Below are 25,251 nucleotides of genomic sequence, written 5' to 3' on the forward strand. Positions count from 1 at the left end.
GTTTTATTTTTGGATGCGGTTGATGTCGACGCCCGCTTTTTCGAGCAAATCGTTAATGACGTAACCGGCAGCCACAAGTCCTGCAACCGATGGGACGAACGCGTTCGAACTCGGTGGCATCTTCGCTTTGCGGATCGGAGCGTCTTTCTTCCCGACGACTTCATTCACGTCTTCGCGTGTCACGATCGGTGACTCATCCGAGAAGACGACCGGAACACCTTTGTAGATTTTTTCTTTACGTAGACGGGTACGGACCATCTTCGCGATCGGGTCGTATGACGTGTCTTTAATGTCGACGACTTTGATGCGTGTCGGGTCCATCTTGTTTGCCATCCCCATGCTCGAGATGACCGGGATGCCGCGACGCTTACATTCTACGATTAAATGGATCTTATAGATGATCGTATCTGAGGCATCGATGACATAATCGATATTTTGAGCGAAGAACTCCTCATATGTCTCTTCTGTATAGAACATTTTCAATTGGACGAGGTCGAGGTCCGGGTTGATGTCGAGGAGACGTTTCCCCATCGCTTCGACTTTCGGTTGACCGACTGTCGACAATAATGCATGGATTTGACGGTTGACGTTCGTGATGTCGATGTCATCCTTGTCGACGAGGACGATGCGCCCGACGCCACTGCGCGCAAGTGCCTCTGCCGCAAACGAGCCGACGCCACCGATCCCTAAGATCGCGACCGTTTTATTCTTTAAAGCATCAAGGCCTTCTGAGCCGATGGCCAATTCATTTCGTGAAAACTGGTGTAACATATTTCTTCCTCCAACTAATTCTATTTTCTCATACTATTTTACTCGGAATTATAATCAAAAAAAAGACGTCTCGCGACGTATTTACAAAAAAATCGATGGGGCCCGGAGTGCCGTGACGATGCCCTGCTTTTGAACCTGCGTATGCAGGTGGGTGACCTAGCGTTTCCTTCACAAGTCCTCCTGCACGTGATGAGGCAGTTGATCTGGTTAGCAGTTCGGTCTCCCGTATTCAAAGTGTTGGCTCAAAATAACGAAGGCGGCTCTCGTACACCTCAGGTATCCCATCTGTTGATTTAACTATAGCGCTTCTGTAAAAAGAAGTCAATGAGAAACACCGACTTCTCGTGACAGTTTGGTCACAACCATTTGTTACGAAACGCACGATCTGGATCATACGTGAACTGCTGACGATCGATGTTGAAACGTCGGTCACGTGAGTCGTTTCCGACACCCGCCTGGTACGCCCAATTCCCCCAATTGCTCGCGACATCATAATCAATCAGTTTCGATTCAAAGTAGGCAGCCCCGTAGCGCCAGTCCTGCTTTAACTCTTTGGCAAAATAATTGGCCACGATTTGCCGTCCCCGATTGGACATCCAGCCCGTCGCATTCAATTCACGCATGAACGCATCGACGAAATCGACGCCCGTCTCTCCCCGTCGCCACTTTTCAATGACATCCGCCTCGACGCGCCAGTCTTTTCGCTTCGACCGGATACCTTGTGCCCGAAACAATTTCTTCCCTTGTTCGAGCGCAACCCATTGGAAAAATTCACGCCACAAGAGTTCAAAGTAGAGCCAATAGGTCGATTCGTTCACCCCATGCGTTCGTTCATGCGCTTCAAGTTCAAAGAACACCCGTCGTGGCGATAATGACCCGTTCGCTAAATACGCAGACAACTTCGTCGAGTCATCGACTCCAAACCCATTCCTCGTCTCTTTATATGTTCGAATCGGTACGGACAAATAGTCATTCAACCGACGCTTCGCAGCCAGTTCGCCACCTTTAAACGGAAATGCCGTCCTTGGGTCTTGCTCGACTTTTTGAAGCGGAAACGGGAACGTCACCTCGCGTGTAGCAGCAGTCGCCTTTCGGGAAATTAGTTCACGAGGACGGACATCATATTCGACCGCTTTTCTAAACTCTGTGAAAAGAAACGGCATTTTTTCAAACGGGATGTCATCCTCTTCAAATAACGTGAATCCATCGAACGCCTCGTACTCCCCTTTCCACTTTTTCATCACCTCTTCTTCACGCCGGCGCTCATTGTACCCGATGGCCCGTTGAAACAAGAGACGGTCGGTCGGGTCGAGCGTTTCGAGCGGATGACCGACATGAACAAAAAATGGGATTCCGAGCGCATCCAATGAACCGGCCACATCCTCCAACGACTCCTTCAGGAAATGGAGTCGTTCGCTCCCGAGCGGAATGACGCCATAACGATTTTCAGCGAGCTGTTTTGGACTGATAAAGTAATGACCTTCAATCGGATCATCATGACGCAATGCTTCCTCGAGGGGTAAATGATCATCGACACGTAAATCGTTTTGATACCAAATGATTGTTTTCATGAATAGACCTCCTCCACTCCTTAGTATGATGGGTTTATATGCAGTCCATAAGAATAGAATGTGCTAGAGATATGTTTTTAAAATCAATTTGTGTGGAATATATTCTTTTAGAAGAGAAAGGGGTGCAACATAATGGCTAAAAGAGGCAAAATGGGAACATTGATTAAAATCGCGACGGCGGTCGCACCGTTCGTCTACGATTACTATAAAAAGAACAAAGCAAAGAAATCACCGAAGAAATGAATCCAGCGTCTCAGCCAACAAGCTGAGGCGTTTTTTTCATGTTTTCAAACCGAGTGTGCTAAGATAAATCAATCATTTCATGGAAACGAGGCGATGTTCGTGCAAGTCCGATCCATCCACTTTTTACGTATTCTCTTCAAATGGGGTCTTTTCATGACCGGGCTGTTCTTGCTCGCACTCGGGTCATCTATCATGATCACGGCAGATCTTGGTGTCTCTACATGGGACGTCCTGCATATCGGGATTGCCCACCACCTTCCGATTTCAATCGGAACGGTGATTTTATGCGTGGGACTTCTACTCGTCCTATTCAAATACATACTCGACCGAATCCGTCCTCAATTCGGCACGCTCGTCAACGCGGTGTTTGTCGGGGTATTTATGAACCTGATTTTGAACGAGCAATGGCTCCCGACATTCGATGGATTATTTGTAAACGTCGTTTGGCTCACGTTCGGGATATTCGTGATGGGAATGGGAGCCGGCTTGTACGTCGCCGTCGGATATGGAGCCGGTCCACGCGATGGATTGACACTCGCCTTAGCAGACCGGTTTAACACGTCTGTCCGTTCCATGCGGACCTGGATGGAGCTGATCGCCTGTCTCATCGGTTGGGCGCTCGGGGGACCGCTCTTCTTCGGTACCGTCCTATCCATCTTCCTCATCGGTCCGTTCTTCCAGTTCTGGTTGGAACGCTTCCGTCTGTTCATCGCCTACGTCGATCGCTTGAAAGTCAAATTTGCATGAAAAAGAGAGGGATCACCCCCCTCTCTTTTATGTGTTCGGAATCAAGACAATCTTTCCGAACTTACCGGATTGTTTGAAATACGTTTGTGCCTCACGCGCCTCTTCGAGCGGGAACGTCCGATCAATGACCGGTTTCAGCTTCCCTTCTGCAATCGACCGCAACATTTCTGCGAATTCATAGCGTGTCCCGAGCACAGACCCGTACATGGCGATATGCTTCAAGTAGAGTGTCCGGAAGTCGAGATGGGTCGTCTGTCCGCCAGCAGAACCGGATATACAGAACTTCCCGCCCTTCTTCAATACTTGAAGAGACACACCAAACAACGCATCTCCGACAACGTCAAGCACGGCATCGACCGGACCACCGTTCGCAACGATGATGTCTTCCGCAAGCGTCTCAGAACGATAAGAAAAGACTTCCGTCGCCCCAAACGCCTTTAACTCTCTCTCATTCTTCAAATCACCAACGATGGCGAACACTTTCGCACCAAAAACGTTCGCGGCAATTTGAACGTTGAGCGAACCGACGCCACCGCTCGCACCCGTGACGACAATCGTTTCACCGGTACGGATGTGTAACTGCTCGTTCATATGCCATGCCGTGAGTCCACTCACGGAAAAGACCGCACTCTGGACAAAATCATCAAGTGGCATATCAAAACAAAGGTCAGCCGGCCAGGCTACGTATTCTGCGTAACCTCCGTCATATTCCGACCCGATAAAGGACATATCGTCCGACAAATGTTCTTTTCGTTCAGGACCGCTCGAGGTGAATGGGAACAAGACGACGTGTCGTCCCATCCAAGCTTGATCGACCCCATCCCCGAGCTCGACGACTTCACCTGTGATGTCTGAACCGGGAATGCGTGGGAACTGGACGCCTTCCGGGCGCCACCCTGACTTCTCGCCAGTTCCATACGCCCCTTCTCGCATCCATATTTCTGTATTGTTAATGGCACAGGCGCGTACCTTAATCAGCACTTCTCCAGTTTTTGGTGTCGGTTTTGGGATATCGACCACTTGGAGTTGATCGACATCACCGTATCCTACGACTTGTACAGCTTTCATGGTGAATCTTCCTCCTTCTCTTTCGTTCATCCATATGTATTTACCCACGAACCACCTATATCACGCCAGAAAGGCCACCTTTTAGAGAGGTGACCTTCCGTTTACAGTTGTTGACGTTGTAATAGGTTCGTGAAGACACCGCCTTTTTGGCTAAGCTCTTCATGCGTTCCATCTTCTACGATTCCTTCCGCCGTCACGACAAGAATCCGATCGGCATTTTTTACTGTCGCTAAACGGTGGGCGATGATGAGCGTCGTTCGATTCGCCGCCAATTCATTGAGTGAATCTTGAATGATTGCCTCCGTTTCCGTGTCGAGCGCCGAGGTCGCCTCATCCAAAATCAAAATCGGCGGATTTTTCAAGAACATGCGCGCAATGGCGATCCGTTGTTTCTGACCACCCGAGAGCTTCAGTCCCCGTTCCCCGATTTGTGTGTCGAGGCCGTGCTCGAGCTCCTCGACGAGCGTCCCGAGATGCGATTTCTCGACCGCGTGCATGATGTCCGCATCGGTCGCATCAAGCTTCCCGTAAGCGATATTCTCACGTAGCGTACCGGCAAACAAGAAGACGTCCTGTTGCACGATTCCGATTTGACGACGTAAACTCTCTTTCGTCATGTCGCGGATATCCATGCCGTCAATCGAGATGGCACCATTCGTCACATCATAAAAGCGAGGGATGAGTGAACAGATGGTCGTTTTCCCCGCTCCGCTCGTCCCAACTAATGCGACGGTCGTCCCTGCCTTGATCGACAAGTCAATATCCGTTAACACTTGACGGTAGTTCGAGTAGCCAAACGAGACGTCGTCAAAGACGATATCGCCTTTCAACGTCTCGACTTCAATCGCATTCGCACGATTCTCGATGTCTGGCTCCTCATCGAGCAACTGCGTGAATCGTTTGAACCCTGCCATCCCTTTCGGATACATCTCGAGAAGCGCCGTGATCTTCTCAATCGGCTTGATAAGTAAGTTCATGTACAAGATGAACCCGACGAGCTGTCCGTATGATAACTGACCCTCGTACGTTAAGTACGCCCCGTAGACGAGGACGAGCAATGTCATCAGACGCGTCGTGATGTAAATTCCGGCGAGCGATGTACTCATGACGCGATATGCTTCAATCTTCGAGCCGCGATAGAAGTTGTTGTCTTTTTGGAAACGTCCGATCTCGAATGCCTCGTTCGTAAACGACTGGACGACACGTGCCCCGGACACACTGTCCTCGACACGTGCGTTTACTTCCCCGATGTTCGTGTACATCTTTTGCCACGCCTTGTTCATATTCTTATTCGCATACGTGATCATGATGATCAGGAACGGTACCGCGACAACGGTGACGAGTGCGAGTTCCGGGTCGATCGAGAACATGATCCCGAACGCACCGAGTAACGTCATGATGGCGATAAAGAAGTCTTCCGGCCCGTGGTGCGCCACTTCCCCGATGTCGAACAAGTCGTTCGTCACCCGGCTCATCAAATGTCCGGTCTTATGATTATCAAAGAATCGGAACGACTGTTTATGGATATGTGTGAATAACTCTTCCCGCATGTCCGTCTCGATGTTGATCCCGAGCTTATGCCCCCAATAGTTGACGACATACTGCATCATCATGGCCAATATGTATAAAATCAACAGACCGATGCTGACGATAATGATCCAGTTCCATTCCCCACCCGGCAACAAGTCGTCGATGAACCATTGAACGGCGAGCGGAAACCCGAGTTCAAGCAATCCGACGAGAATTGCGAATGAAAAATCGAGGATAAATAGCTTTTTATGTGGTCGATAATAACTAAAAAAACGTGAAATCATTCTCTTTCCCCCTTCTCAACACTCTAAGTGTACGCTTTTTTCCGAAAGGTGGAAAACAGGATGCATCCTTTTTTCATTCTTTTTTCAATCAGCGTATAATAGAAATAAGGAGTGATACACATGCATGTACACATTACAGAACGTGCGCTCGAACGAATCGAGTCATTGAAAGGCGAACGTGAAGGACAGATGCACCTCTTTTACGAAACGGAAGGTTGCGGCTGTGGAAACAGCGGGATCTTTGAGATTCGATATGTCACGGAGAAGACTTCAGAAGACGTCGAGATCGACTCAAACCTCGGCCCGATCTTAATCAAAAACTGGACGAAAGTATTTTTAGATGAACAGATGAAAATCGATTTCCTCGAAGACCGTCGTACGCTCGTCTTGAAAAGTGACGGACAAGTATTCAATTCGAACCTTCTCGTCACGGACGGCACAGGTTGTCAGTTGAACGTCCCAAGCCGATGAAACAGACGCTGAAACAACATCCGAGACTCCTTATTCTCTTTTTCGCGAGTTTCGGGCTTGGCCTACTTGGAATTTATTTAGCGTTCATCGATTCAGTCTATATGATGTCCGCAGTCATCGCCTCGCTGTTTGCGTTTGGTTTTGCGTTGCAGCGAACAGCGAAATATATGCAACGCGATGAGGAAAAGAATTAAAGGAGATATCGTCTTTTAGAGACGAATCTTCCTTTTTTATATTCAAAAGAAAAGGGTTCGCATTTGCGAACCTCCTCCCTTCATAAAACCGTACTACCGATGATATTTATCGTTTTACTTCACATCAATGACGTAGAAACGAACCAATCCCTCACCATCTAATTCAGCATACGCTAATTTTCCATCTTTAAAGACTGGCTTGGATACCGTTCCACCGTCATTTGGTAAATACGAAACGGTCTCTTCTCTTAAATCCGCGATAAGCAATCGATTCATCCCTTCGCGGAACAATATATAATCGTCACGCACATAGCGAAACGCATCGAACGTAATGTTTTTCTGCGAGCCGTTATACACGTATTTTACGGGGGACGGAGTTGCGGATATAAATTCGACTCTTCCTTCTTTGCCAAGGGAGACGAACTTGCTTCCTCGTTCGAAATCAATCAATGCCCCACCTTCTTCATCAAATGAACCATCGGTCGTGACTAATCTACTCGTCAGGTCACCTTCGTTGAAGACACTTTTATGTAGGATTAATCCTTCCTCACCCGAGCGATAATCAAAGATATATTCTCCGTCACGCTTTCCCTCTTCTTGTAGCGTGAATGCCTCAATCGTTTGAATCGAATCCGACATCGGCGAGAACTGCATGACCGTCGTCTTCGTATCCGATGCCGACGCCTCATAATCGACCCATGTGACGGTATCATCGGAAGCTGTTACATAAGGAACGGGCGTCTCAAATCGACTAGTCCCTTCCGCTATTTGTTCAGGTTTTTGTTCGTCCAACGACATCGTAAAAATCGACCATTCATATGCATACCCTTCAGCCTGTGCATATTCAACCCAAAACACTTCATCTTGAATCCCGACAAGATTCCCAATCGTTTTTGAGGACGTATGAATAAGATCGTTTGTATTACGCTCCGTATCGTATACATTTATTTGACTGCTGCTTTCTTCAATCAACTCCGTATAGACGATCCGGTTTCCTGTGATGTGCTCTGGTGCGATCATCGGTACTTGATCTGCAAAGAATTGAGATAAGTCATACGATTCCACTTCCCCAATCGATTCGCTCTCTCCCGCACTTTGTAAACGGATGGCTGGTTCCGACGTTTCCTCCGGTTCGGATGTTGCTGGTGCATCCGGTTTCGATTCTGTCGTCGACTCCTTCTTTTGAACAACCTCTTCCACTTCTGGTGCAGCTTTTGTGTCATCCGTACACCCGGATAACATCGTTGCAACCCCTAGACATACCCCTAATGCCAACGTATTAATTCGCTTCAACATTTCCCCTACTTTCAAAATACATTTTATTCCATAATCGTATCATAACCTTATACAAAGTTGTCAGAAAAATATAAAAAAGGATTCGCCGAGAACGACGAATCCTGTTTAAGCGTATTATTTTTTCTCTTTTACTGCCGTACGAATCGACAACTCTTCAAGTTGCGCGTCCGCGACCGGGCTCGGTGCTTGCGTGAGCAAGTCGCTTGCCGAAGCCGTTTTCGGGAAGGCAATCGTGTCGCGAAGGTTCGAACGACCCGCAAGAATCATGACGAGACGGTCGAGACCAAGTGCGATTCCCGCGTGTGGTGGTGTACCGTATTCGAACGCTTCGAGTAAGAAGCCGAACTGTTCAACTGCTTCTTCTTGCGTGAAGCCGAGCAATTTGAACATGCGCTCCTGGATGTCACGCTCGTAAATACGCTGTGAACCGCCACCGAGCTCGTAACCGTTCAAGACGAGGTCATAGGCGATGGCGCGTACGCTTGCCGGGTCTGTCTCGAGAAGGTGAAGGTCTTCACGGTTTGGCATCGTGAACGGGTGGTGGTTCGCATAGAAACGACCGTCTTCTTCTTCAAACGTCACGAGTGGGAAGTCCGTCACCCATAGGAAGTTGAACTTCGACTCGTCGATGAGACCGAGGTCGTGTCCGAGTTTGACGCGGAGTGCGCCAAGGCTGTCTGCGACGACAGTTGGTTTCGATGCGACGAAGAGGAGAAGGTCTCCTGCTTCTGCATTCGTCGCTTCGATCAACTTCTGTGCGTACGTTTCGTCGAAGAACTTCGCAATCGGACCGTTCAAGCCTTCCGCTGTCACTTTGAGCCATGCGAGACCTTTCGCACCGTAGACCGCTGTGAACTCTTGAAGCTTGTCGATGTCTTTACGTGAGAAGTTGTCCGCCTCACCTTTGACATTGATCGCTTTGACTTGTCCGTTTGATTCGAGTGCTGCGTCGAATACTTTGAAGCCCGCACCTTTCACGGCGTCAGCTACGTCGATGAGTTCGAGGCCAAAACGTGTGTCCGGTTTATCTGAACCGAAACGACGCATCGCTTCCGCGTATGTCATACGCTCGAACTTCGCTGGTGTATCCGTGCGACCGAGTGATGACTCCATGACTTCACCCATCATTGATTCCATCATCGCCATCAAGTCTTCGATGTCCATGAAGCTCGTCTCGATGTCGACTTGCGTGAACTCAGGCTGACGGTCTGCACGAAGGTCTTCGTCACGGAAGCAGCGTGCGATTTGGAAGTAACGGTCAAATCCTGCGACCATGAGCAACTGTTTGAAGAGCTGTGGTGATTGCGGGAGTGCGTAGAACTCACCACCGTGGACACGGCTCGGTACGAGATAGTCACGTGCACCTTCTGGTGTCGACTTCGTCAAAATTGGCGTTTCGACTTCGAGGAACTCTTGCTCCGTCAAGAAGTTACGAATCGTGTTCGACGTCTTCGAGCGGAGACGGAACGTCTCTTGAAGCGCTGGACGACGAAGGTCGAGGTAACGGTATTTGAGGCGAAGGTCTTCTGAGACGTTTTCCGCTTCATCACCGATCGGGATTGGTGTCATCTTCGCCGCGTTCAAGATGTTGATCTCAGACGCGATGACTTCGATGTTTCCTGTCGGCATGTTCGGGTTTTTGTTCTCACGCTCGAGAACCGTTCCTTTCACGTCGAGGACATACTCGCTACGAATCGTTTCCGCGAGTTGGTGGACTGCTTCGTTTTCCGGGCGTACGACGACTTGGACGATCCCTGTGCGGTCACGAAGATCGATGAAGATGAGTCCTCCGAGGTCACGACGTTTTTGTACCCATCCTTTTAATTGTACTTCTTGGCCGATGAGTGACTCTGTCACGCGGCCGTTCATATGTGTGCGTCCGATCATTGTCCTGCTCCTTCCGATAGTTCACGAATTTTGTCTGCGACGGCCGAGAGTGGCACGTCGACTTGTTCACCAGTCGTCATATCTTTCAAGGCGGCTGCCCCACGTTCGACTTCATCATCCCCTAAGATGACTGTGAACTTGGCTTTCAGGCGGTCCGCCTGTTTGAATTGTCCTTTGAACTTGCGTCCTTGATAATCACGGTCAGCCTTGAACCCTTCCATGCGGAGGAGTTGCAAGAGGCGTGTCGCCGTCAATTCGACTTCTTTCTCGCCTTGGGCGACGATAAAGACATCAAGGCCTGTCTCGAGTTCAGGTAAGACTCCTTCATTCTCCAATGCGAGGATGAGGCGTTCCAATCCGATCCCAAACCCGATTCCCGGCATGTCCGGTCCACCGATATCTTGTACGAGACCGTTATAACGTCCGCCGCCACAAAGTGTCGTGATGGCTCCAAATCCTTCTGCCTCGGACATGATTTCAAACGCCGTGTGCGTATAGTAATCGAGTCCACGAACGAGCGTCGGGTCGACTTCATAAGCAACGCCGAGTGCGTCGAGTTGCGCGAGCACTTGGTCGAAATAAGCTTTTGACTCTTCGTTCAAATATTCAAGGATCGACGGTGCCGTCTTCATCGATGGGTGATCGCGGTCAACCTTACAATCCAAGATGCGAAGCGGGTTCTTGTAAAGACGTGACTGGCAGTCTTGGCAAAGTTCGTCTGCCACCGGCTCGAAGTGACGGATGAGCGCATCGCGGTGGGCGTTGCGGCTTTCCGCGTCCCCAAGCGAGTTGACGACGACTTTGATTTTCTGAAGCCCAAACGACTTGTAGATCGAGTAGGCGAGGCTGATGACTTCAGCGTCAACGGCAGGGTCGCTACTGCCGATCACTTCGACACCGTATTGGTGAAGCTGACGGAAGCGGCCTTTTTGAGGACGCTCATAGCGGAACATCGGTCCCATGTAGTAGAGCTTCGTCGGTTGGTCCGGATTTCCGAACAGTTTGTTCGTCACGAACGCACGGACGACAGATGCCGTTCCTTCTGGGCGAAGTGTGTACTCGTCTTTCCCTTTCTTCACGAGCGTGAACATCTCTTTTTGTACGATGTCCGTCGTTTCCCCGACACTGCGTGTGAACAGGTTCGTTGTTTCAAAGATTGGTGTGCGGATCTCTTTATAGTTGTAACGGGCGCTCATGTCGCGAAGTTTTTCCTCGACATATTGCCACGTCTCGACCGTGCCCGGAAGCAGGTCTTGTGTACCGCGTGGTGCTTTCATCATCACATTTCCCTCCTTAAAAAATACAAAAAGGCCCTCGTCCGCAAAGGGACGAGAGCCTGTGTAAGTTTCCCGTGGTACCACCCTCGTTGCAGAGCCATTACTTGAAACTCTGCCACTCGAAATCGGTTAACGCCCGATGAGACGGCTCCCCCTACTCGTTTTCAAGGGAGCACCTCCAAAGTGTCGTTCGGGTCATCATCCAGTCGATGCTTTCAGCCAAGGCATCGCTCTCTTTGCTGGTGGGTTGACCGTACTCTTCTTTATCATAGGTGTTTGACTATATGCTTCATGATGCCGAATCAAGCCGGCATCTGTCAAGCGTTTTTTTCGAGCATGAGTGTGACCGGACCGTCATTGACGAGTGCGACGTCCATCATCGCACCGAAGCGTCCCGTCTCGACGACGAGCCCGTTTGACCGGAGTCGCTCATTGAATTTTTCATAGAGCGTCTCGGCCATGTCCGGTTTTGCGGCCTTTGTAAAAGCAGGTCGCCGTCCTTTCATCGTATCTCCATACAATGTGAATTGCGAGACCGACAAGATTTGACCGGACACATCTTGAATCGATAAGTTCATCTTTTCTTGATTGTCCTCGAAGACGCGAAGTCCGGTCACCTTATCGGCGAGCCAGTTCACTTCTTCTTCAGTATCTTCATGTGTCACACCGACGAGAAGCAAGTATCCGGCGTTGATTGCCCCGACGACTTCTTCCTCGACTGTGACCGATGCTTCTTTCACTCGTTGCAATAATACACGCACGTTCCTCTTCCTTTCGTCACGTCATCATGACTCGGCTGACCGAATACACGTCTGAGATTTGTTTGATGCGCTCGACGACTTTCTGCAAGTGATTCACGTTCGGAATCGAGATCGTCATCGAGATGCGGGCTTGTTTGTTTTGGTCGCCCCGACCGCTGACGGCCACGATATTCGTATTCGTCGCCGATACTGCTTGTAGGACGTCGTTCAAGAGACCTGAACGATCATATCCCGTGATTTCGATATCGACGTTATAGTTCTTCTCTTTCGCCTGTCCGACTTCCCATTCGACGTCAAGAAGACGCTCCGGATGTTGCTCGTTGACGATGTTCAAGCAGTCTTTCCGGTGAATCGAGACCCCGCGTCCACGGGTGATATATCCGACGATTTCATCTCCCGGGACCGGGTTACAGCAACGGCTCATACGGACGAGCATATTGTCGATTCCTTTGACCGTTACGCCCGCTTCCGTCGTTTTCTTCTTCGGTGCCTGACTGACTTTTAGTTCGCTGATTGCTTCAGAAAGTTCGAGTTTCGGCTCTTTCCGCTGCTTCTCCGTCAATTTATGTGCGACTTGAGCGGCCGTGATGCCTTGGTAACCGACAGCGGCATACATCTCTTCCTCGTTCCCGAAGTTGAACTTCTCGACGACGATACTGAGTGCCGGCTCATCGATCACTTCTTTCGGTTCAAAACCAAGCTTCTTGATTTCTGCCTCGACGAGATCTTTCCCTTTCTCGACGTTCTCTTCACGCTGTTGACGTTTGAACCATTGACGAATCTTGTTCTTGGCCTGACTCGAAACCGCGAGTTTCAACCAGTCCTTACTCGGTCCATAACTGTGCTTCGACGTGATGATTTCAATGATGTCACCCGTCTCGAGTTTGTAGTCGAGCGGGACCATCCGACCGTTCACTTTCGCACCTGTCATCCGATGGCCGATCTCCGTATGGATCCGGTAGGCGTAGTCGATCGGGACAGAGCCTTTCGGCAATTCGAATACGTCCCCTTTTGGTGTGAAGACGTAGAGCATATCACTAAAGAAGTCGACTTTAAGCGACTCCATGAATTCCTCGGCATCGGTCGTATCTTTTTGAAGCTCAAGAATCTCACGAAGGTGCGCAATCTTCTCATCGAACCCGTTCGTCGAGACGTTCTTCCCTTCTTTATACGCCCAGTGTGCCGCAATCCCGAACTCGGCGATGAAATGCATGTCTTTCGTCCGAATCTGGACTTCGAGCGGCTCACCTTTCGGACCGATCACGGTCGTATGGAGCGACTGGTACATGTTCGGCTTCGGCATGGCGATATAATCTTTGAAGCGTCCTGGCATCGGCTTGTATTGCGTGTGGATGATCCCAAGTACCGCATAACAATCGCGGATCGAGTCGACGATAATGCGGACCGCCATCAAATCATAAATTTCATTGAATTCTTTTTTATGCTTCACCATCTTGTTGTAGATGGAATAGATATGTTTCGGTCGACCGTTCACGTCGGCATCAATATGCACTTCTTCAAGAACCCCGTTCACTTCCGTGATGACAGAAGTGACGAGCGCTTCTCGTTCCGTCCGCTTCTGTTTCATCATCGAGACGATCTTGTAGTATTGCTGCGGGTTGATATAACGTAACGAAATATCCTCGAGCTCCCACTTGATCGTCGAAATCCCCATCCGGTGTGCGAGCGGGGCAAAGATTTCAAGCGTTTCTTCGGCCTTTTGCACTTGCTTTTCTTTAGGCATATGCTGAAGTGTCCGCATGTTGTGAAGACGGTCCGCGAGTTTGATCAAGATGACGCGCACGTCTTCCGCCATCGCGATAATCATCTTCCGATGGTTCTCGGCGAGTTCTTCTTTTTTCGACTTGTATTTAATCTTCCCAAGTTTCGTGACGCCATCGACGAGCATGGCCACGTCCGGACCGAAATCGTCCGTCAATTGCTGTAACGAAATGTCCGTATCTTCGACAACATCATGTAAAAGCGCTCCGATAATCGTCGTGGCATCTAAGCCGATATCAACGAGAATACCGGCCACTTGGACCGGATGGAGGATATAGGGCTCGCCCGAACGTCGGAACTGACCGGTATGATGAAGTTTTGCGTATTCGTAAGCGCGTTTCACTTCGGCTATATCGTCGTCACCCATATACTCCCCGAGCGCGTCGAGAAGATCCTCAATACTTACGATTTGTTTTTTGGTCATAACATTCGACACCCTTTTTCTTACCGCTCCTATCGACTCAGATTCGTCGCAGCATGGTAGTAGTTTATATACAAGATTCTCTAATTTTTATAACCATTATCGAAAAAATCTGACGACCTGTCAAAGGTTGTAGGTTATTTTCCTCAAAAACTATTCAAAAACGGGAAGCATATGCTTCCCGTTTAAACATTAGTCTTCGTATCGGATGAGTGAGAAGACGTCATATCCTTCAAGACGCTCACGTCCACCGAGTCCGTCGAGTTCAATCAAGAACCCGATTCCTGCCACAACTCCACCGAGTTGTTCAATCATTTTGATTGTCGCTTCAATTGTACCACCTGTTGCGAGCAAGTCGTCGAGGATGACTACTTGTTGTCCAGGTTGGATTGAATCTTTGTGCATCGTTAAGATGTCTGTTCCGTACTCGAGACCGTATGATACACGTACAGTCTCACGTGGTAACTTTCCTTCTTTACGTACAGGTACGAACCCGAGTTCAAGTGCATAGGCTGCCGGGCAACCGACGACAAATCCGCGCGCTTCCGGTCCAGCAATCAACTCTGCTCCACGTTCACGTGCATAAGCGACGAGCTCATCTACCGATTTCTTGTAGACTTCGCCATTTTGCATGAGTGACGTGATGTCTTTGAAGCTGATTCCTTCCTTCGGGTAATCCGCTACTTCTTTAATATGATGTTTGAAATCCATTTTATGTGTATGCCTCCTGCATCTTGTTCGATCGCAACGATTGTAACCGCTCTTTGAGCTCCGCCAATGACGCGTATACGAAACGCTCTTCGAGTTGTTGGCGCCCAATCCGGCTTTGATAGCACGGCGCCTCGGTCAAATCGCGTTTCGGTGCTTCTGGATTGACTCCAGGCAGTCCGTCTTCCATTGTAACAAGAAATTCGAGTTCAGAGAATACTTGATGCATAAATTGAATCGTATTTTTTGACCATTTTCGCTCTTTTGACAGACGAATCAGGTTTTCACGTAGATTTTTCCGTTCGCATGTCGCCATGTGTACGTAATACGTTCGGAAATCCTCACGCGAAGGAAGCCGTTCAAAGAACGAGTCCCCTTGACCGAACGCGCAATAAATCCGCTCGACGCCTTCATGAAGCTTTTCTGCGAGGACATCTTCATCGTCAGGCAGATCGAGCAGGACGACGAAACGATTGAGCGGCTCATCTCCTTCATGGAGCGGGTAGTCTTCCGTTGTTCCCTGGAACGATAAGAACGACGTATGTTCTTTCGGTAAGTCCTTCAACTCTTGTACCGATTTTTTCTTGCCGCGATAGTCAAACACTTGGAAGTCATCGACGCGTAAGTCTTGAATCATGAGTTGAGGCTTTCGCATCCCGTTCCATTCATTCACTTGAAGACTGCCCATCACCGAGATGTGAGCCATCTGTGAGATTTCCGAGACGACATGTCCGAAACCGAAGCCGATGCCGTCGAGTTCACGCTTGTCTCCGGCGAGCTGTACTTTCAAGTGTGTCGCATCACGTCCGATTTGACGAATGTCGCGCAGTTTCGCATCTGCGACGACGACGCGGGGAGACGGGTTGCCCATCCCGAACGGTGCCAGTTTCGCAATCTCTGAAATCAAATCGAGCGAGACGTCATTGACCGTCAGCTTCAAATCGACGTTGACCCGCGGCACGAATACGTCATCTGGAATCCCTTCTGCTTGGCGATTCAGTCGTTCGCGCAGTTCGGCGACATTCTCGGACTGAAGCGTCATCCCCGCTGCGGCCGGATGCCCCCCGAAGTGCGGCAAGATGTCTTCATTTTTCGAGAGTTCTTTAAATAAGTCAAACCCGTCAATCGAGCGACCCGAACCTTTCGCCTTGCCCGTCTCCGGGTCGTGGCAAAGGAGAATGACCGGACGATAGTACGCCTCGACGAGACGAGAGGCGACAATCCCGACGACACCCGGGTTCCACTTCTCACTCGCGACGACGAGCACACGGTCCTCGGTCATCGATGCTTCGACGAGTTCTTTCGCTTCAGCCGTAATCGTTTTGACGATGTCTTGACGTTCTTTATTTTGCTTGTCGAGTTGTTTCGCAAGTTCGAGCGCTTCTTCAACGTGTTCGGCAAGGAGCATTTGAAGCGCCGGCATCGCCGAATCGAGACGGCCCGCCGCATTGATCCGTGGCCCGAAGGCGAAACCGACCGATTCTTCGTTTAACACGCTATCACCAAGACCACACACTTCACGTAATGCTAAAATACCTGGTCGTTTCGAAGTTTCGAGTGCCGCGATTCCTTTTTTTGCGAGCAATCGGTTCTCACCGTCGAGTGGGACGAGGTCGGCGATCGTTCCGAGTACTGCCAAATCAAGGAGTTCCTCTGGCATTCTTCCTAAAACGGCATGTGCCACTTTGAGGGCGACCCCCGCACCGGCGAGTTTATCGTATGGATATCTCGGGTCGATGTGCGGGTGGATGATGGCATACGCATCCGGCAATGTCTCTTTCGGCTCGTGATGGTCCGTGATGATCAAATCGACACCAAGGTCTTTTAACAGTGTTGCTTCTTCGATCCCCGAGATCCCACAGTCCACCGTGATGACCAAGGTGAATCCTTCGTTCGCAGCCCATTGGAACGCTTCCTTGTTCGGTCCATATCCTTCCGTGAAACGGTTTGGGATATAGCACTCGGCCATGACACCAACCTCGGTCAAAGCGTGCCACATGACCGAAGAGGCACTGACACCATCGACATCATAGTCGCCATAGATGAGCACCATCTCACCCTCGTCCGCCGCCTGCTTGATCCGGGATACGACTTTTTCCATCTGTTCAAACAAATACGGGTCATGAAAGACGAGTTCTTCCTCGGCATACAAAAATGCCTTGGCCGCTTCTACATCCTGATGTCCACGCTGAACGAGCAACGTCGCAAGTTGTGCTGATATATTTAATTCGTTTTGTAAACGTGTGACGTCGTCCGGGTTCGTTTTCGGATAGAGCCACTGTTTCTTCGAATGGTACATGTCCTTCACTCCAATCAATTGTAGATTATAGCAGACCACGTGAAAGATGTGCCGTCTTGACATTTAAAAAGGTCTCCCGCTTGAAGGGAGACCCACTCGTTACGCCTCTGTGACCGGCGTATCTTTTTTCTTGTTGATGGTCGTGCGTTTAATAAGGAGCCACAAATACGATGCAATGAAGATCGAAGAATACATCCCCATGAGGAGTCCAACGATGAGCGCGAGCGAGAAGCTTTGAATTGATTCTGCACCAAACGCATACAAGGCTATGGCTGTAACGAGTACTGTGATGACCGTATTCACGGACCGAACGATTGTCTCTTGAATCGACTTGTTGATGATCGACTCATAGACGTCCATCGACTTGATTTTTCGTTCTTTCTCATACGATGTGATATTCTCGCGGACCCGGTCGAACGTAACAATCGTATCGTTGACGGAATAACCGATAATCGTCAGGATCGCTGCGATGAAGTACAAGTTGACCTCAATATCAAAGAGTGAAAATGCGACGATCATGAAGAAGGCATCGTGCAACATCGCAATAACAGTTGCAAGTGCGTATGAGAATTGGAAACGGACTGTGATATACAGGATGATCCCGATCGATGCAACGGCTACCGCATACAAGGCGTTTTTCGCCAAGTCACGACCGACCTGAGCCGACACGGTGCTGATGTTCGGGTCGTTGCCGAACTGCTCCGTGAACGCCGTCTTGACGCTCGCGACTTCTTCTTGTCCCAATTGTCCGACGAACGTGACATATGCCAAACGTCCTTCATCTGCATACTGGACGCTCGAAATTTCTTGGTCAATCCCTGCGTCATTGAACGCTTGTGTGAACTCTTCTTGAGAGACACGTTCTTCCGTTAATATCTCGACACGTGTTCCTGAGGCGAAGTCGATTCCAAGGTTCAATCCTCGGAAGAACAAGAGACCGATTCCGAGAACGACGATTGCTGTCGAAACCAAGAACATCGTGCGCATATGTTTGACGTAATTCCATTCAGTAAGCTTAAAGTTCACGGATTTCACTCTCCTTCACACCAAACCATCCTTTACGTTTGTCGAACAGACGACTTGAGACAAGGAGGTGCATCAAATAACGTGAGATGAATACGTTCGAGATGAACGTCATCCCGATTGAGATCATGAGCATAACGGCGAACCCTTTGACCGAGCTTTGTCCAAAGTAGAACAAGACCGCAGCCGAGATGAGCGTCGTCAAGTTGGCATCAATGATCGTACTGAGGGAACGACGGTTACCGGCACGGAATGCCGATAAGACCGATTTTCCAGAGCGGAGTTCGTCTTTGATTCGTTCCGCCGTGATGATGTTCGCATCGACCGCCATCCCGACCCCGAGGACGAGTGCCGCAATCCCTGGGAGTGTCAAGACCGCATTGATTCCATTGAAGAACAACATGATCAAGTTAATATACAGTACAAGCGTGATGATCGACACGAGTCCAGGTAGACGATAGAAGAACAACATGAAGATGAATACGGCAATGATCCCGATTGTAGCGGCAAATACCGTCTCTTCTAATGCGTCTTGACCGAACTGAGCCGATACCGATGTCGAGTAGATTTCATCGAGTTTGACCGGAAGCGCCCCTGCGTTCAAGATGTCGGCAAGGCGTTGTCCGCTCTCCGCATCAATCCCGCCACCAGAGATGATGGCTTTATCCGATAAGATCGGACCATTTACCGAAGCATCCGACACGATTTTCGAGTTTTCTTTTTGAATCTCTTCTTCGTATGTGTCGCCTTCTTCGTAATCGAGCCAGATGACGAGACGGTTCTCAGGAGCCGGACGTTGTGAGATTTCAGACGTCACTTCGCCAAACTGATCGGCCGATTGAAGCGTCAACTCAACGACTGGTTGTCCTTGCTGGTTGTAGCTGAGTGCCGCACCACGCGGCGCCAAATCTTTCCCGTCGAGCAAGACATTGTCGTTCACGTCACGGAACGTCAATTGTGCCGTTGACGAGATGACTTCGCGCGCTTCGTTTTGGTTCGATACGCCAGCGAGCTGGACACGGATTCGATTGTTCTCTTCGATTCGAACGTCCGGTTCGGAAACCCCGAGGACGTTGATTCGGTTGTTGATGGCGCGAACGGTTGCATTCATCGCCGACTCGTCGATGACGTCGCCGTCTTCGAGAGGTTGTACTTCATACAAAACTTCGAATCCACCTTTTAAGTCGAGTCCGAGGTTCGTGTTCTTGACGACCCAAGGTGTCGAGAACACAGCGAGCAGGATTGTCGCAATCATGATAATCGCGAAAATCGCAATGTTGCCTTTTTTGTACATACGACTATTTCCTTTCTAAACCACTGTTCTTGATATAACTTCTCTCGTTAACATTACAAATTTTCTAAACATTTATCAATCATTTTCCTAAAATTGTAACGTCTATTCACGTAAATGTAGCGTTAATTTGCATATAAGACTAAATGTTGCACAAGGGCAAAACTTCATGTATGATGTAGCTAACATCACAACATCAAAGGAGTCTTTCCACATGGACAGCACAATCATTTTTGCGTTTCTCCTCACCTTGTTCGCAGGGCTTGCGACGGGAATCGGGAGTATGATCGCATTCTTTGCGAAACGAACAAACACGGCCTTCTTGTCCATCTCTCTCGGATTTTCAGGCGGTGTCATGATTTACGTATCGTTCATCGAGATTTTCCCAAAGGCACTTGAGGAACTTGTCGGTGCACACGGGGAATATACCGGAACGATTTACACCGTCCTCGCGTTCTTCGGGGGAATGTTCTTGATTGGTATGATTGATAAGTTCATCCCGAAAATGGAGAACCCGCACGAGGTCAAGTTCGTTGAATCGATGCAGAACGATCCGTCAACGCAAGAGTTGGCAACGACAGCAACAAATGAAGCGGCTCCAATCAATCATCCTGAGACACAAAGCCGTCTAAAGAAAATGGGAGTCTTCATGGCACTCGCCATCGGGATTCACAACTTCCCGGAAGGACTTGCGACGTTCATCTCGGCGCTTGATGACCCAACCGTCGGTGTGGCCATCGCCATCGCCATCGCACTGCATAACATTCCGGAAGGGATCGCCGTCTCCGTCCCGATTTATTATGCGACAGGATCACGGAAGAAGGCGTTCAAACTTTCGATGTTATCCGGTCTCGCCGAACCAGCTGGGGCTGCCATCGGATTTTTAATTCTCATGCCGTTCTTGAGCGACACGGTCTTCGGACTGTTGTTCGCAGCAGTCGGCGGGATCATGGTCTTCATCTCGCTCGACGAGTTGCTTCCTGCCGCCCGTGAATATGGGCATGCCCACCATTCGATGTATGGAATGGTCGCCGGGATGATCGTCATGGCGACAAGTCTTATCCTATTAATGTAACGAGCAATGCCCTGACGCGAGACGTCAGGGCATTTGTCATGTCGTCTTGAACACATGGACGACATCTTTTAATTCAGACGACATATGGCTCATTGTTTCGGCGATGCTGTTGATTTCTTGAATCGCCGCAAGTTGTTCCTCGACATTAGCCCCCGCCTCTTCGACGCTTCGTTGTGTCGAAACGGCGTTCGTGGACATATCCTCGACCGAAACGGCAACTTCTGTCGTATTGGCACTCACTTCTTCTGTCGCCGCGGCAATCTCACTCATCTGACGCGACGTCTCTTCGATGACCGATACAATCTCACGGAACGCCGAGGCGACTTCACCCATCTGTGATACCCCACTCTCGACATGAACGCTCGATTCTTCGAACGCCGTCTCGACTTGCTCCGTGTCTCGCTGGATGTCACGGACGACAGTCTGAATTTGGATGGCAGATTGCTTCGACTCCTCGGCAAGCTTTCTCACTTCTGCCGCGACGACCGCGAAGCCTTTCCCATGTTCACCCGCACGTGCCGCCTCGATGGCCGCATTGAGCGCAAGCAAGTTCGTCTGTTCCGTGATGGCCGTGATCGAACGCGTAATCTTCTCAATCTCAAGCGACTGGTTCGAAAGTCGGGTCACCATCTGTTGCGTGAGCTCATTGGCTCGACGTATCTCTTGCATTCGTTTCTCCGCTAATTGAACGGTCTCAAGCCCACCGTTTGCCGCTTCAAGTGTATGAATCGTCTGTTCATTCACGCCTTGTGACGCTGCGGCAATCTGGTTCAATCCATCAACCGCTTGATTGACGCCAATCGTCCCTTCTTCCGCTCGTTTAGACGACCCTTGAGCCGCCACATTCATATCTTCAAACAAACGAGAGACACCTTGAGTCGTTGTCGCCACATGTTCCGTACTCGCATACAGTTCTTCAGAATAGGCAGTGACTTTTTCTGAAGCCTCGCCAACTCGACGAATCAATCCGACGAGGTTATGTTTCATCTCGTTGAAAGCTGTGACAAGATCTCCGAGTTCATCGTTTGAGGCGACCTCAATATCTTCGCCCGTCAAATCGCCGCTTGCCATGATTCGCGCTTGACGACCAAGTCGATTGATCGGTTTTAAGAAGAGGCGTTGCAGGGCGAGCAAGGACAAGATTCCGATTACGACACCGACGACGCTGATGACAAGCATCCAGAGGATTGAACTCTCCGCTTCGGCCTGTACAGCTTTCGTCTCGGATGCGAGGAGTTCGCCCTTGTATTCGACAAGGTCTGTCACCGTCATCCGAACACGGTCCGTTGTCGGAGTCACACTCGTGTTGAGGACCGTTTTATACCCAATCTCATCTTGTTGCTGGCGAAGTTCGATGGCGCGACTCATCTCACGGTCCAACAACTCATTAAATTTCTCCAAATCCCCCAACCAAGATAAAATCTTCTCATCTGAAGAGGATGCTTTCAGTGAAGCCATCAACTCGTCACGCTGCTCTTGGACACTTTGCAGACTGATGAGTGTTTTCGGATTGGCAACGAGCATATAGTAGTTCAAATAACGTTCTGCATCGGTCACCGCAAGCGACAGATTTTCAGCCAACAGCATCTCCTGTGTCCCCTCGTTCAGGACTCGGTCATATGCAGCAGTCGATTGTCTCAGTTGATATGAACCAAGCGCTCCGACAAGGACGAGCGCGATAATTGTGGGAACTAGCGCAATCGACATTCGTCTTCTGAGAGAAGAACGCCCTTTCTGTTTTGTACCGCTCCGCTTCCATGTCCACCCTTTCCACTTCTTCATCGGTCGTACCAATCGTTTCACGTCCATGTCATCCGTTCTCCTTCATCTCGAATTTCTTCTCACTTTGACATTAATGCAAACGTTTTCATGAATCAAATCGATTTTTCGAAATGAGGTGGATGAATCACCGAATTGACATACTTTGTCAAAAAACAGTCGCTTTTCTATAAAAAAAGCGTCCGACCATAATGGTCAGACGCTTACTTGCTTATTCCTCAAATGAGGCATTCGCTTTTTTCACGACTTCCGCAACTGCGCTTCGGTTGAAACGGAGAAGCGATTGATCGCATTTCAAAACGACATGTGTGTCTTCGATTTGATGAACGACGCCGTGTAAACCGCCGATTGTGACAACGCTGTCGCCACGCTCGAGGGCGTTTTGCATCGCTTGTACTTCTTTTTGGCGTTTCGTCTGTGGACGAATCAACAAGAAGTAAAATACGACGAAAATCAAGATCATTGGTAATAACGCAACGAGTGTTTCCATGAGTAACATTCACCCTTTCCTTCAATATCAGGTTCATTATACCGTGAAACTGAAGCATTGTCACACAATGTCCGACACGTTTGCTTAGAAATTCTTCGCGTTCGGCTTGTTGTAGCCGTATTCTTCGAAGAACTCTTCTTTGAAATCGAGCAAACGGTCTTCGCGAATCGCTTGACGAACCTGCTCCATCAACTTCACAAGGAAGTGAAGGTTGTGTGTCGTACATAAGTGAAGGCCGAACATCTCGTCCGCACGAATCAAATGATGGACATAGGCACGTGAGTAGTTCTTACACGTGTTGCAGTCACACTTCTCATCGATCGGGCCGAAGTCTGTCTTATACTTCGCTTGCTTGATTGTGACGCGACCTTTCGAAGTCATGAGCGTCCCGTTCCGTGCAATCCGTGTCGGGAGGACACAGTCGAACATATCGATTCCACGAATCGACCCTTCAATCAATGCATCCGGCGAACCGACACCCATCAAATAACGTGGTTTGTTTTCCGGCATGAGCGGCGTCGTGAACTCGAGGGCACGATACATGACGTCTTTCGGTTCACCGACCGAGAGACCGCCGACCGCATATCCTGGGAAATCGAGTGAGACGAGATCTTGTGCACTTTGACGACGAAGGTCCTCATATTCCCCACCTTGAATGATCCCGAAGAGCGCTTGGTCTTCTGGACGCTCGTGTGCCTCAAGGCAACGTTCTGCCCAACGGCTCGTGCGTTCGACCGACTTCTTCATGTATTCATGCGTCGCCGGATAAGGTGGGCACTCATCGAATGCCATCATGATATCCGAGCCGAGCGCGTTTTGAATCTCCATCGCCTTTTCCGGTGACAAGAACAACTTGTCGCCGTTCAAGTGGTTTCGGAAATGCACGCCTTCTTCTTGAATGTTTCGGAGGTCGGCAAGTGAGAACACTTGGAAGCCGCCTGAGTCCGTGAGAATCGCGCCGTCCCAGTTCATGAACTTATGAAGCCCGCCAGCTTGTTTGATGACCTCATGTCCCGGGCGGACCCATAGATGATACGTGTTCGACAAGATAATGTTCGCACCCATCGCCTTGACTTGTTCTGGTGCCATCGTCTTGACACTCGCTTGCGTCCCGACCGGCATAAAGACCGGTGTTTCGAACGACCCGTGCGGCGTATGGACGATTCCGTGCCGCGCTCCGGTCTGTTTACATGTGTGAATGTGTTCGTATGTGACTGCGTGTTTTGTCATTTTGTTACTTCCTTCCTCGTGATGAGCATCGCGTCTCCAAAACTGAAGAAGCGGTATCGTTCTGCGACCGCAGTCCGATAAGCGTGTAAGATGATGTCGCGCGTCGCGAATGCCGAGACGAGCATGACGAGTGTCGATTTAGGCAAGTGGAAGTTCGTGATCAATCCATCGATTGCTTTCAATTCGACACCAGGGTAGATAAAGATATCCGTCCAGCCCGATGACTCGACGAAGTCCCCATGGTCTCGCATGATTGTCTCGAGCGTGCGTGTCGATGTCGTACCGACCGCAAAGATGCGACCGCCACTCGACCGGACATCTCGGAGCGCTTCAGCCGATTGAGCTGACAACTCGAAATATTCGCTATGCATCGTATGTTCTTCAATCGAATCAGCCGTCACCGGACGGAACGTACCGAGACCGACGTGAAGCGTGAGCGGGATCAACCGAACCCCTTTCGCCTTCGCTGCCTCGAGCAGTTCTTCTGTGAAATGGAGACCTGCTGTCGGAGCGGCTGCACTGCCACGTTCCCGCGCATAGACCGTTTGATAACGATCTTGGTCATCGAGTTGTTCACGGATGTACGGTGGGAGTGGCATCGTTCCGAGTTCGTCTAAAATCTCGTAGAAGATACCGTCGTAGCCGAACTTGAAGCGACGTCCACCTTCCGGGAGTTCCTCGACGCATTCCGCGCGGAGAAGTCCGTCACCGAATTCGACGATGGAACCGACGCGAACTTTTTTCGCCGGTTTGACGAGTGCTTCCCATACGTCGTCCTCCGTCTGCTTCAACAAGAGCAACTCGACTTTCCCGCCTGTTTCTTGTTTCGCTCCGAAGAGACGAGCCGGTAAGACGCGCGAATCGTTGACGACGAGCGCATCTCCCTCGTTCAAGTAGTCGAGCACGTCACGGAAATGACGATGCTCGATGTCTCCTGTCTCACGGTCCAATACGAGCAGACGTGAGCTCGTCCGATCGAGCAACGGAACTTGCGCAATCAACTCTTCAGGCAATTCAAAATCATAATCGTTTACGTTCAATTGAATGTCTTGC

19 protein-coding genes, 1 other RNA gene, 1 pseudogene and 1 other annotated feature are annotated in these 25,251 nt (G+C 49.8%); of the genes and pseudogenes, 4 read left to right on the forward strand and 17 right to left on the reverse strand.

The genetic code is table 11. From position 1 onward, the window contains the following. Positions 1-3 precede the first annotated feature (3 nt). The 3 genes from PQI28_RS01890 to PQI28_RS01900 all read right to left on the reverse strand — a co-directional run bounded on the left by PQI28_RS01890 (position 4) and on the right by PQI28_RS01900 (position 2,342). A complete protein-coding gene (locus PQI28_RS01890) occupies positions 4-771 on the reverse strand; it encodes a tRNA threonylcarbamoyladenosine dehydratase (RefSeq protein WP_339962396.1) in 768 nt (255 codons plus the stop codon). A 95-nt stretch (positions 772-866) separates the two neighbouring features. Then, a non-coding RNA gene (gene ssrS, locus PQI28_RS01895) (6S RNA) lies at positions 867-1,053 on the reverse strand. A 74-nt stretch (positions 1,054-1,127) separates the two neighbouring features. Further along, positions 1,128-2,342 (reverse strand): DASH family cryptochrome, encoded by a 1,215-nt coding sequence (locus PQI28_RS01900; RefSeq protein ID WP_214785252.1) that lies wholly within the window; start codon positions 2,340-2,342, stop codon positions 1,128-1,130. Between the two features lie 336 nt (positions 2,343-2,678). Here PQI28_RS01900 and PQI28_RS01905 point away from each other — a divergent pair, with 336 nt between their 5' ends. Then, entirely contained in the window at positions 2,679-3,332 is a 654-nt protein-coding gene (locus tag PQI28_RS01905; protein WP_214785253.1) for a YczE/YyaS/YitT family protein, read from the forward strand. A gap of 27 nt (positions 3,333-3,359) precedes the next feature. On the opposite strand, the gene PQI28_RS01910 is transcribed toward PQI28_RS01905, so the two are convergent. Both PQI28_RS01910 and PQI28_RS01915 read right to left on the reverse strand, forming a co-directional pair. Beyond that, on the reverse strand, positions 3,360-4,400 hold the full coding sequence (locus PQI28_RS01910) for an alcohol dehydrogenase family protein (RefSeq protein WP_214785254.1): 1,041 nt from the start codon (positions 4,398-4,400) through the stop codon (positions 3,360-3,362). A 101-nt stretch (positions 4,401-4,501) separates the two neighbouring features. After that, positions 4,502-6,214, reverse strand: coding sequence for an ABC transporter ATP-binding protein (locus tag PQI28_RS01915; protein WP_339962397.1), 1,713 nt, complete (start codon positions 6,212-6,214; stop codon positions 4,502-4,504). A 120-nt stretch (positions 6,215-6,334) separates the two neighbouring features. On the opposite strand from PQI28_RS01915, the gene PQI28_RS01920 reads away from it, so the two are divergent. Both PQI28_RS01920 and PQI28_RS01925 read left to right on the forward strand, forming a co-directional pair. Then, entirely contained in the window at positions 6,335-6,685 is a 351-nt protein-coding gene (locus PQI28_RS01920; RefSeq protein ID WP_339962398.1) for an iron-sulfur cluster biosynthesis family protein, read from the forward strand. Then, positions 6,682-6,879 (forward strand): hypothetical protein, encoded by a 198-nt coding sequence (locus PQI28_RS01925; protein ID WP_339962399.1) that lies wholly within the window; start codon positions 6,682-6,684, stop codon positions 6,877-6,879. Before PQI28_RS01920 ends, PQI28_RS01925 begins: the two co-directional genes overlap by 4 nt. A 114-nt stretch (positions 6,880-6,993) precedes the next feature. Here PQI28_RS01925 and PQI28_RS01930 read toward each other — a convergent pair whose 3' ends face one another. The 8 genes and pseudogenes from PQI28_RS01930 to secD all read right to left on the reverse strand — a co-directional run bounded on the left by PQI28_RS01930 (position 6,994) and on the right by secD (position 19,627). Further along, on the reverse strand, positions 6,994-8,172 hold the full coding sequence (locus PQI28_RS01930; protein ID WP_339962400.1) for a hypothetical protein: 1,179 nt from the start codon (positions 8,170-8,172) through the stop codon (positions 6,994-6,996). A gap of 117 nt (positions 8,173-8,289) precedes the next feature. After that, positions 8,290-10,062 (reverse strand): aspartate--tRNA ligase, encoded by a 1,773-nt coding sequence (gene aspS / locus PQI28_RS01935; RefSeq protein WP_214695395.1) that lies wholly within the window; start codon positions 10,060-10,062, stop codon positions 8,290-8,292. Beyond that, on the reverse strand, positions 10,059-11,339 hold the full coding sequence (gene hisS / locus PQI28_RS01940) for a histidine--tRNA ligase (RefSeq protein ID WP_339962639.1): 1,281 nt from the start codon (positions 11,337-11,339) through the stop codon (positions 10,059-10,061). Before hisS ends, aspS begins: the two co-directional genes overlap by 4 nt. A 44-nt stretch (positions 11,340-11,383) precedes the next feature. After that, positions 11,384-11,618 (reverse strand) — a binding site (T-box leader). Between the two features lie 38 nt (positions 11,619-11,656). Beyond that, positions 11,657-12,100, reverse strand: coding sequence for a D-aminoacyl-tRNA deacylase (gene dtd, locus PQI28_RS01945; protein WP_339962401.1), 444 nt, complete (start codon positions 12,098-12,100; stop codon positions 11,657-11,659). 16 nt (positions 12,101-12,116) lie between these two features. Continuing rightward, entirely contained in the window at positions 12,117-14,306 is a 2,190-nt protein-coding gene (locus tag PQI28_RS01950; RefSeq protein ID WP_074035181.1) for a RelA/SpoT family protein, read from the reverse strand. A gap of 189 nt (positions 14,307-14,495) precedes the next feature. Beyond that, entirely contained in the window at positions 14,496-15,014 is a 519-nt protein-coding gene (locus PQI28_RS01955) for an adenine phosphoribosyltransferase (protein ID WP_074035183.1), read from the reverse strand. A 1-nt stretch (position 15,015) separates the two neighbouring features. Next, positions 15,016-17,310: a single-stranded-DNA-specific exonuclease RecJ gene (gene recJ, locus PQI28_RS01960; protein WP_339962402.1), complete on the reverse strand. Its 2,295-nt coding sequence runs from the start codon at positions 17,308-17,310 to the stop codon at positions 15,016-15,018. 99 nt (positions 17,311-17,409) lie between these two features. Continuing rightward, positions 17,410-19,627 (reverse strand): annotated as a pseudogene (secD, locus tag PQI28_RS01965) (protein translocase subunit SecD). A 211-nt stretch (positions 19,628-19,838) separates the two neighbouring features. Between secD and zupT the strand changes: the two are divergent. Beyond that, on the forward strand, positions 19,839-20,699 hold the full coding sequence (gene zupT, locus PQI28_RS01970; protein WP_339962403.1) for a zinc transporter ZupT: 861 nt from the start codon (positions 19,839-19,841) through the stop codon (positions 20,697-20,699). A gap of 36 nt (positions 20,700-20,735) precedes the next feature. Here zupT and PQI28_RS01975 read toward each other — a convergent pair whose 3' ends face one another. The 4 genes from PQI28_RS01975 to queA all read right to left on the reverse strand — a co-directional run bounded on the left by PQI28_RS01975 (position 20,736) and on the right by queA (position 25,238). Beyond that, positions 20,736-22,508 carry a methyl-accepting chemotaxis protein gene (locus PQI28_RS01975; protein WP_339962404.1) on the reverse strand — a complete coding sequence of 591 codons (1,773 nt, stop codon included), beginning with the start codon at positions 22,506-22,508 and terminating at the stop codon, positions 20,736-20,738. Positions 22,509-22,689: 181 nt separating this feature from the next. Beyond that, entirely contained in the window at positions 22,690-22,968 is a 279-nt protein-coding gene (yajC, locus tag PQI28_RS01980; RefSeq protein ID WP_074035337.1) for a preprotein translocase subunit YajC, read from the reverse strand. 84 nt (positions 22,969-23,052) lie between these two features. Beyond that, entirely contained in the window at positions 23,053-24,198 is a 1,146-nt protein-coding gene (gene tgt / locus PQI28_RS01985) for a tRNA guanosine(34) transglycosylase Tgt (RefSeq protein WP_015881169.1), read from the reverse strand. Continuing rightward, positions 24,195-25,238 (reverse strand): tRNA preQ1(34) S-adenosylmethionine ribosyltransferase-isomerase QueA, encoded by a 1,044-nt coding sequence (queA, locus tag PQI28_RS01990; protein ID WP_214785422.1) that lies wholly within the window; start codon positions 25,236-25,238, stop codon positions 24,195-24,197. Before queA ends, tgt begins: the two co-directional genes overlap by 4 nt. Between the last annotated feature and the right edge of the window lie 13 nt (positions 25,239-25,251).

The sequence above is a fragment of the Exiguobacterium sp. USCH10 genome (assembly GCF_037619445.1).
GTDB lineage: Bacteria > Bacillota > Bacilli > Exiguobacteriales > Exiguobacteriaceae > Exiguobacterium > Exiguobacterium aestuarii_A.

What these genes read in the sequence shown, in the direction of transcription:
- PQI28_RS01950 (WP_074035181.1), bottom strand. Translation starts at nt 14,306, where the DNA reads ATGACCAAAAAACAAATCGTAAGTATTGAGGATCTTCTCGACGCGCTC.
- recJ (WP_339962402.1), bottom strand. Translation starts at nt 17,310, where the DNA reads ATGTACCATTCGAAGAAACAGTGGCTCTATCCGAAAACGAACCCGGAC.
- zupT (WP_339962403.1), top strand. Translation starts at nt 19,839, where the DNA reads ATGGACAGCACAATCATTTTTGCGTTTCTCCTCACCTTGTTCGCAGGG.
- yajC (WP_074035337.1), bottom strand. Translation starts at nt 22,968, where the DNA reads ATGGAAACACTCGTTGCGTTATTACCAATGATCTTGATTTTCGTCGTA.
- PQI28_RS01900 (WP_214785252.1), bottom strand. Translation starts at nt 2,342, where the DNA reads ATGAAAACAATCATTTGGTATCAAAACGATTTACGTGTCGATGATCAT.
- PQI28_RS01975 (WP_339962404.1), bottom strand. Translation starts at nt 22,508, where the DNA reads ATGGACGTGAAACGATTGGTACGACCGATGAAGAAGTGGAAAGGGTGG.
- PQI28_RS01920 (WP_339962398.1), top strand. Translation starts at nt 6,335, where the DNA reads ATGCATGTACACATTACAGAACGTGCGCTCGAACGAATCGAGTCATTG.
- PQI28_RS01910 (WP_214785254.1), bottom strand. Translation starts at nt 4,400, where the DNA reads ATGAAAGCTGTACAAGTCGTAGGATACGGTGATGTCGATCAACTCCAA.
- PQI28_RS01905 (WP_214785253.1), top strand. Translation starts at nt 2,679, where the DNA reads ATGTTCGTGCAAGTCCGATCCATCCACTTTTTACGTATTCTCTTCAAA.
- aspS (WP_214695395.1), bottom strand. Translation starts at nt 10,062, where the DNA reads ATGATCGGACGCACACATATGAACGGCCGCGTGACAGAGTCACTCATC.
- hisS (WP_339962639.1), bottom strand. Translation starts at nt 11,339, where the DNA reads ATGAAAGCACCACGCGGTACACAAGACCTGCTTCCGGGCACGGTCGAG.
- PQI28_RS01925 (WP_339962399.1), top strand. Translation starts at nt 6,682, where the DNA reads ATGAAACAGACGCTGAAACAACATCCGAGACTCCTTATTCTCTTTTTC.
- PQI28_RS01955 (WP_074035183.1), bottom strand. Translation starts at nt 15,014, where the DNA reads ATGGATTTCAAACATCATATTAAAGAAGTAGCGGATTACCCGAAGGAA.
- PQI28_RS01890 (WP_339962396.1), bottom strand. Translation starts at nt 771, where the DNA reads ATGTTACACCAGTTTTCACGAAATGAATTGGCCATCGGCTCAGAAGGC.
- PQI28_RS01915 (WP_339962397.1), bottom strand. Translation starts at nt 6,214, where the DNA reads ATGATTTCACGTTTTTTTAGTTATTATCGACCACATAAAAAGCTATTT.
- tgt (WP_015881169.1), bottom strand. Translation starts at nt 24,198, where the DNA reads ATGACAAAACACGCAGTCACATACGAACACATTCACACATGTAAACAG.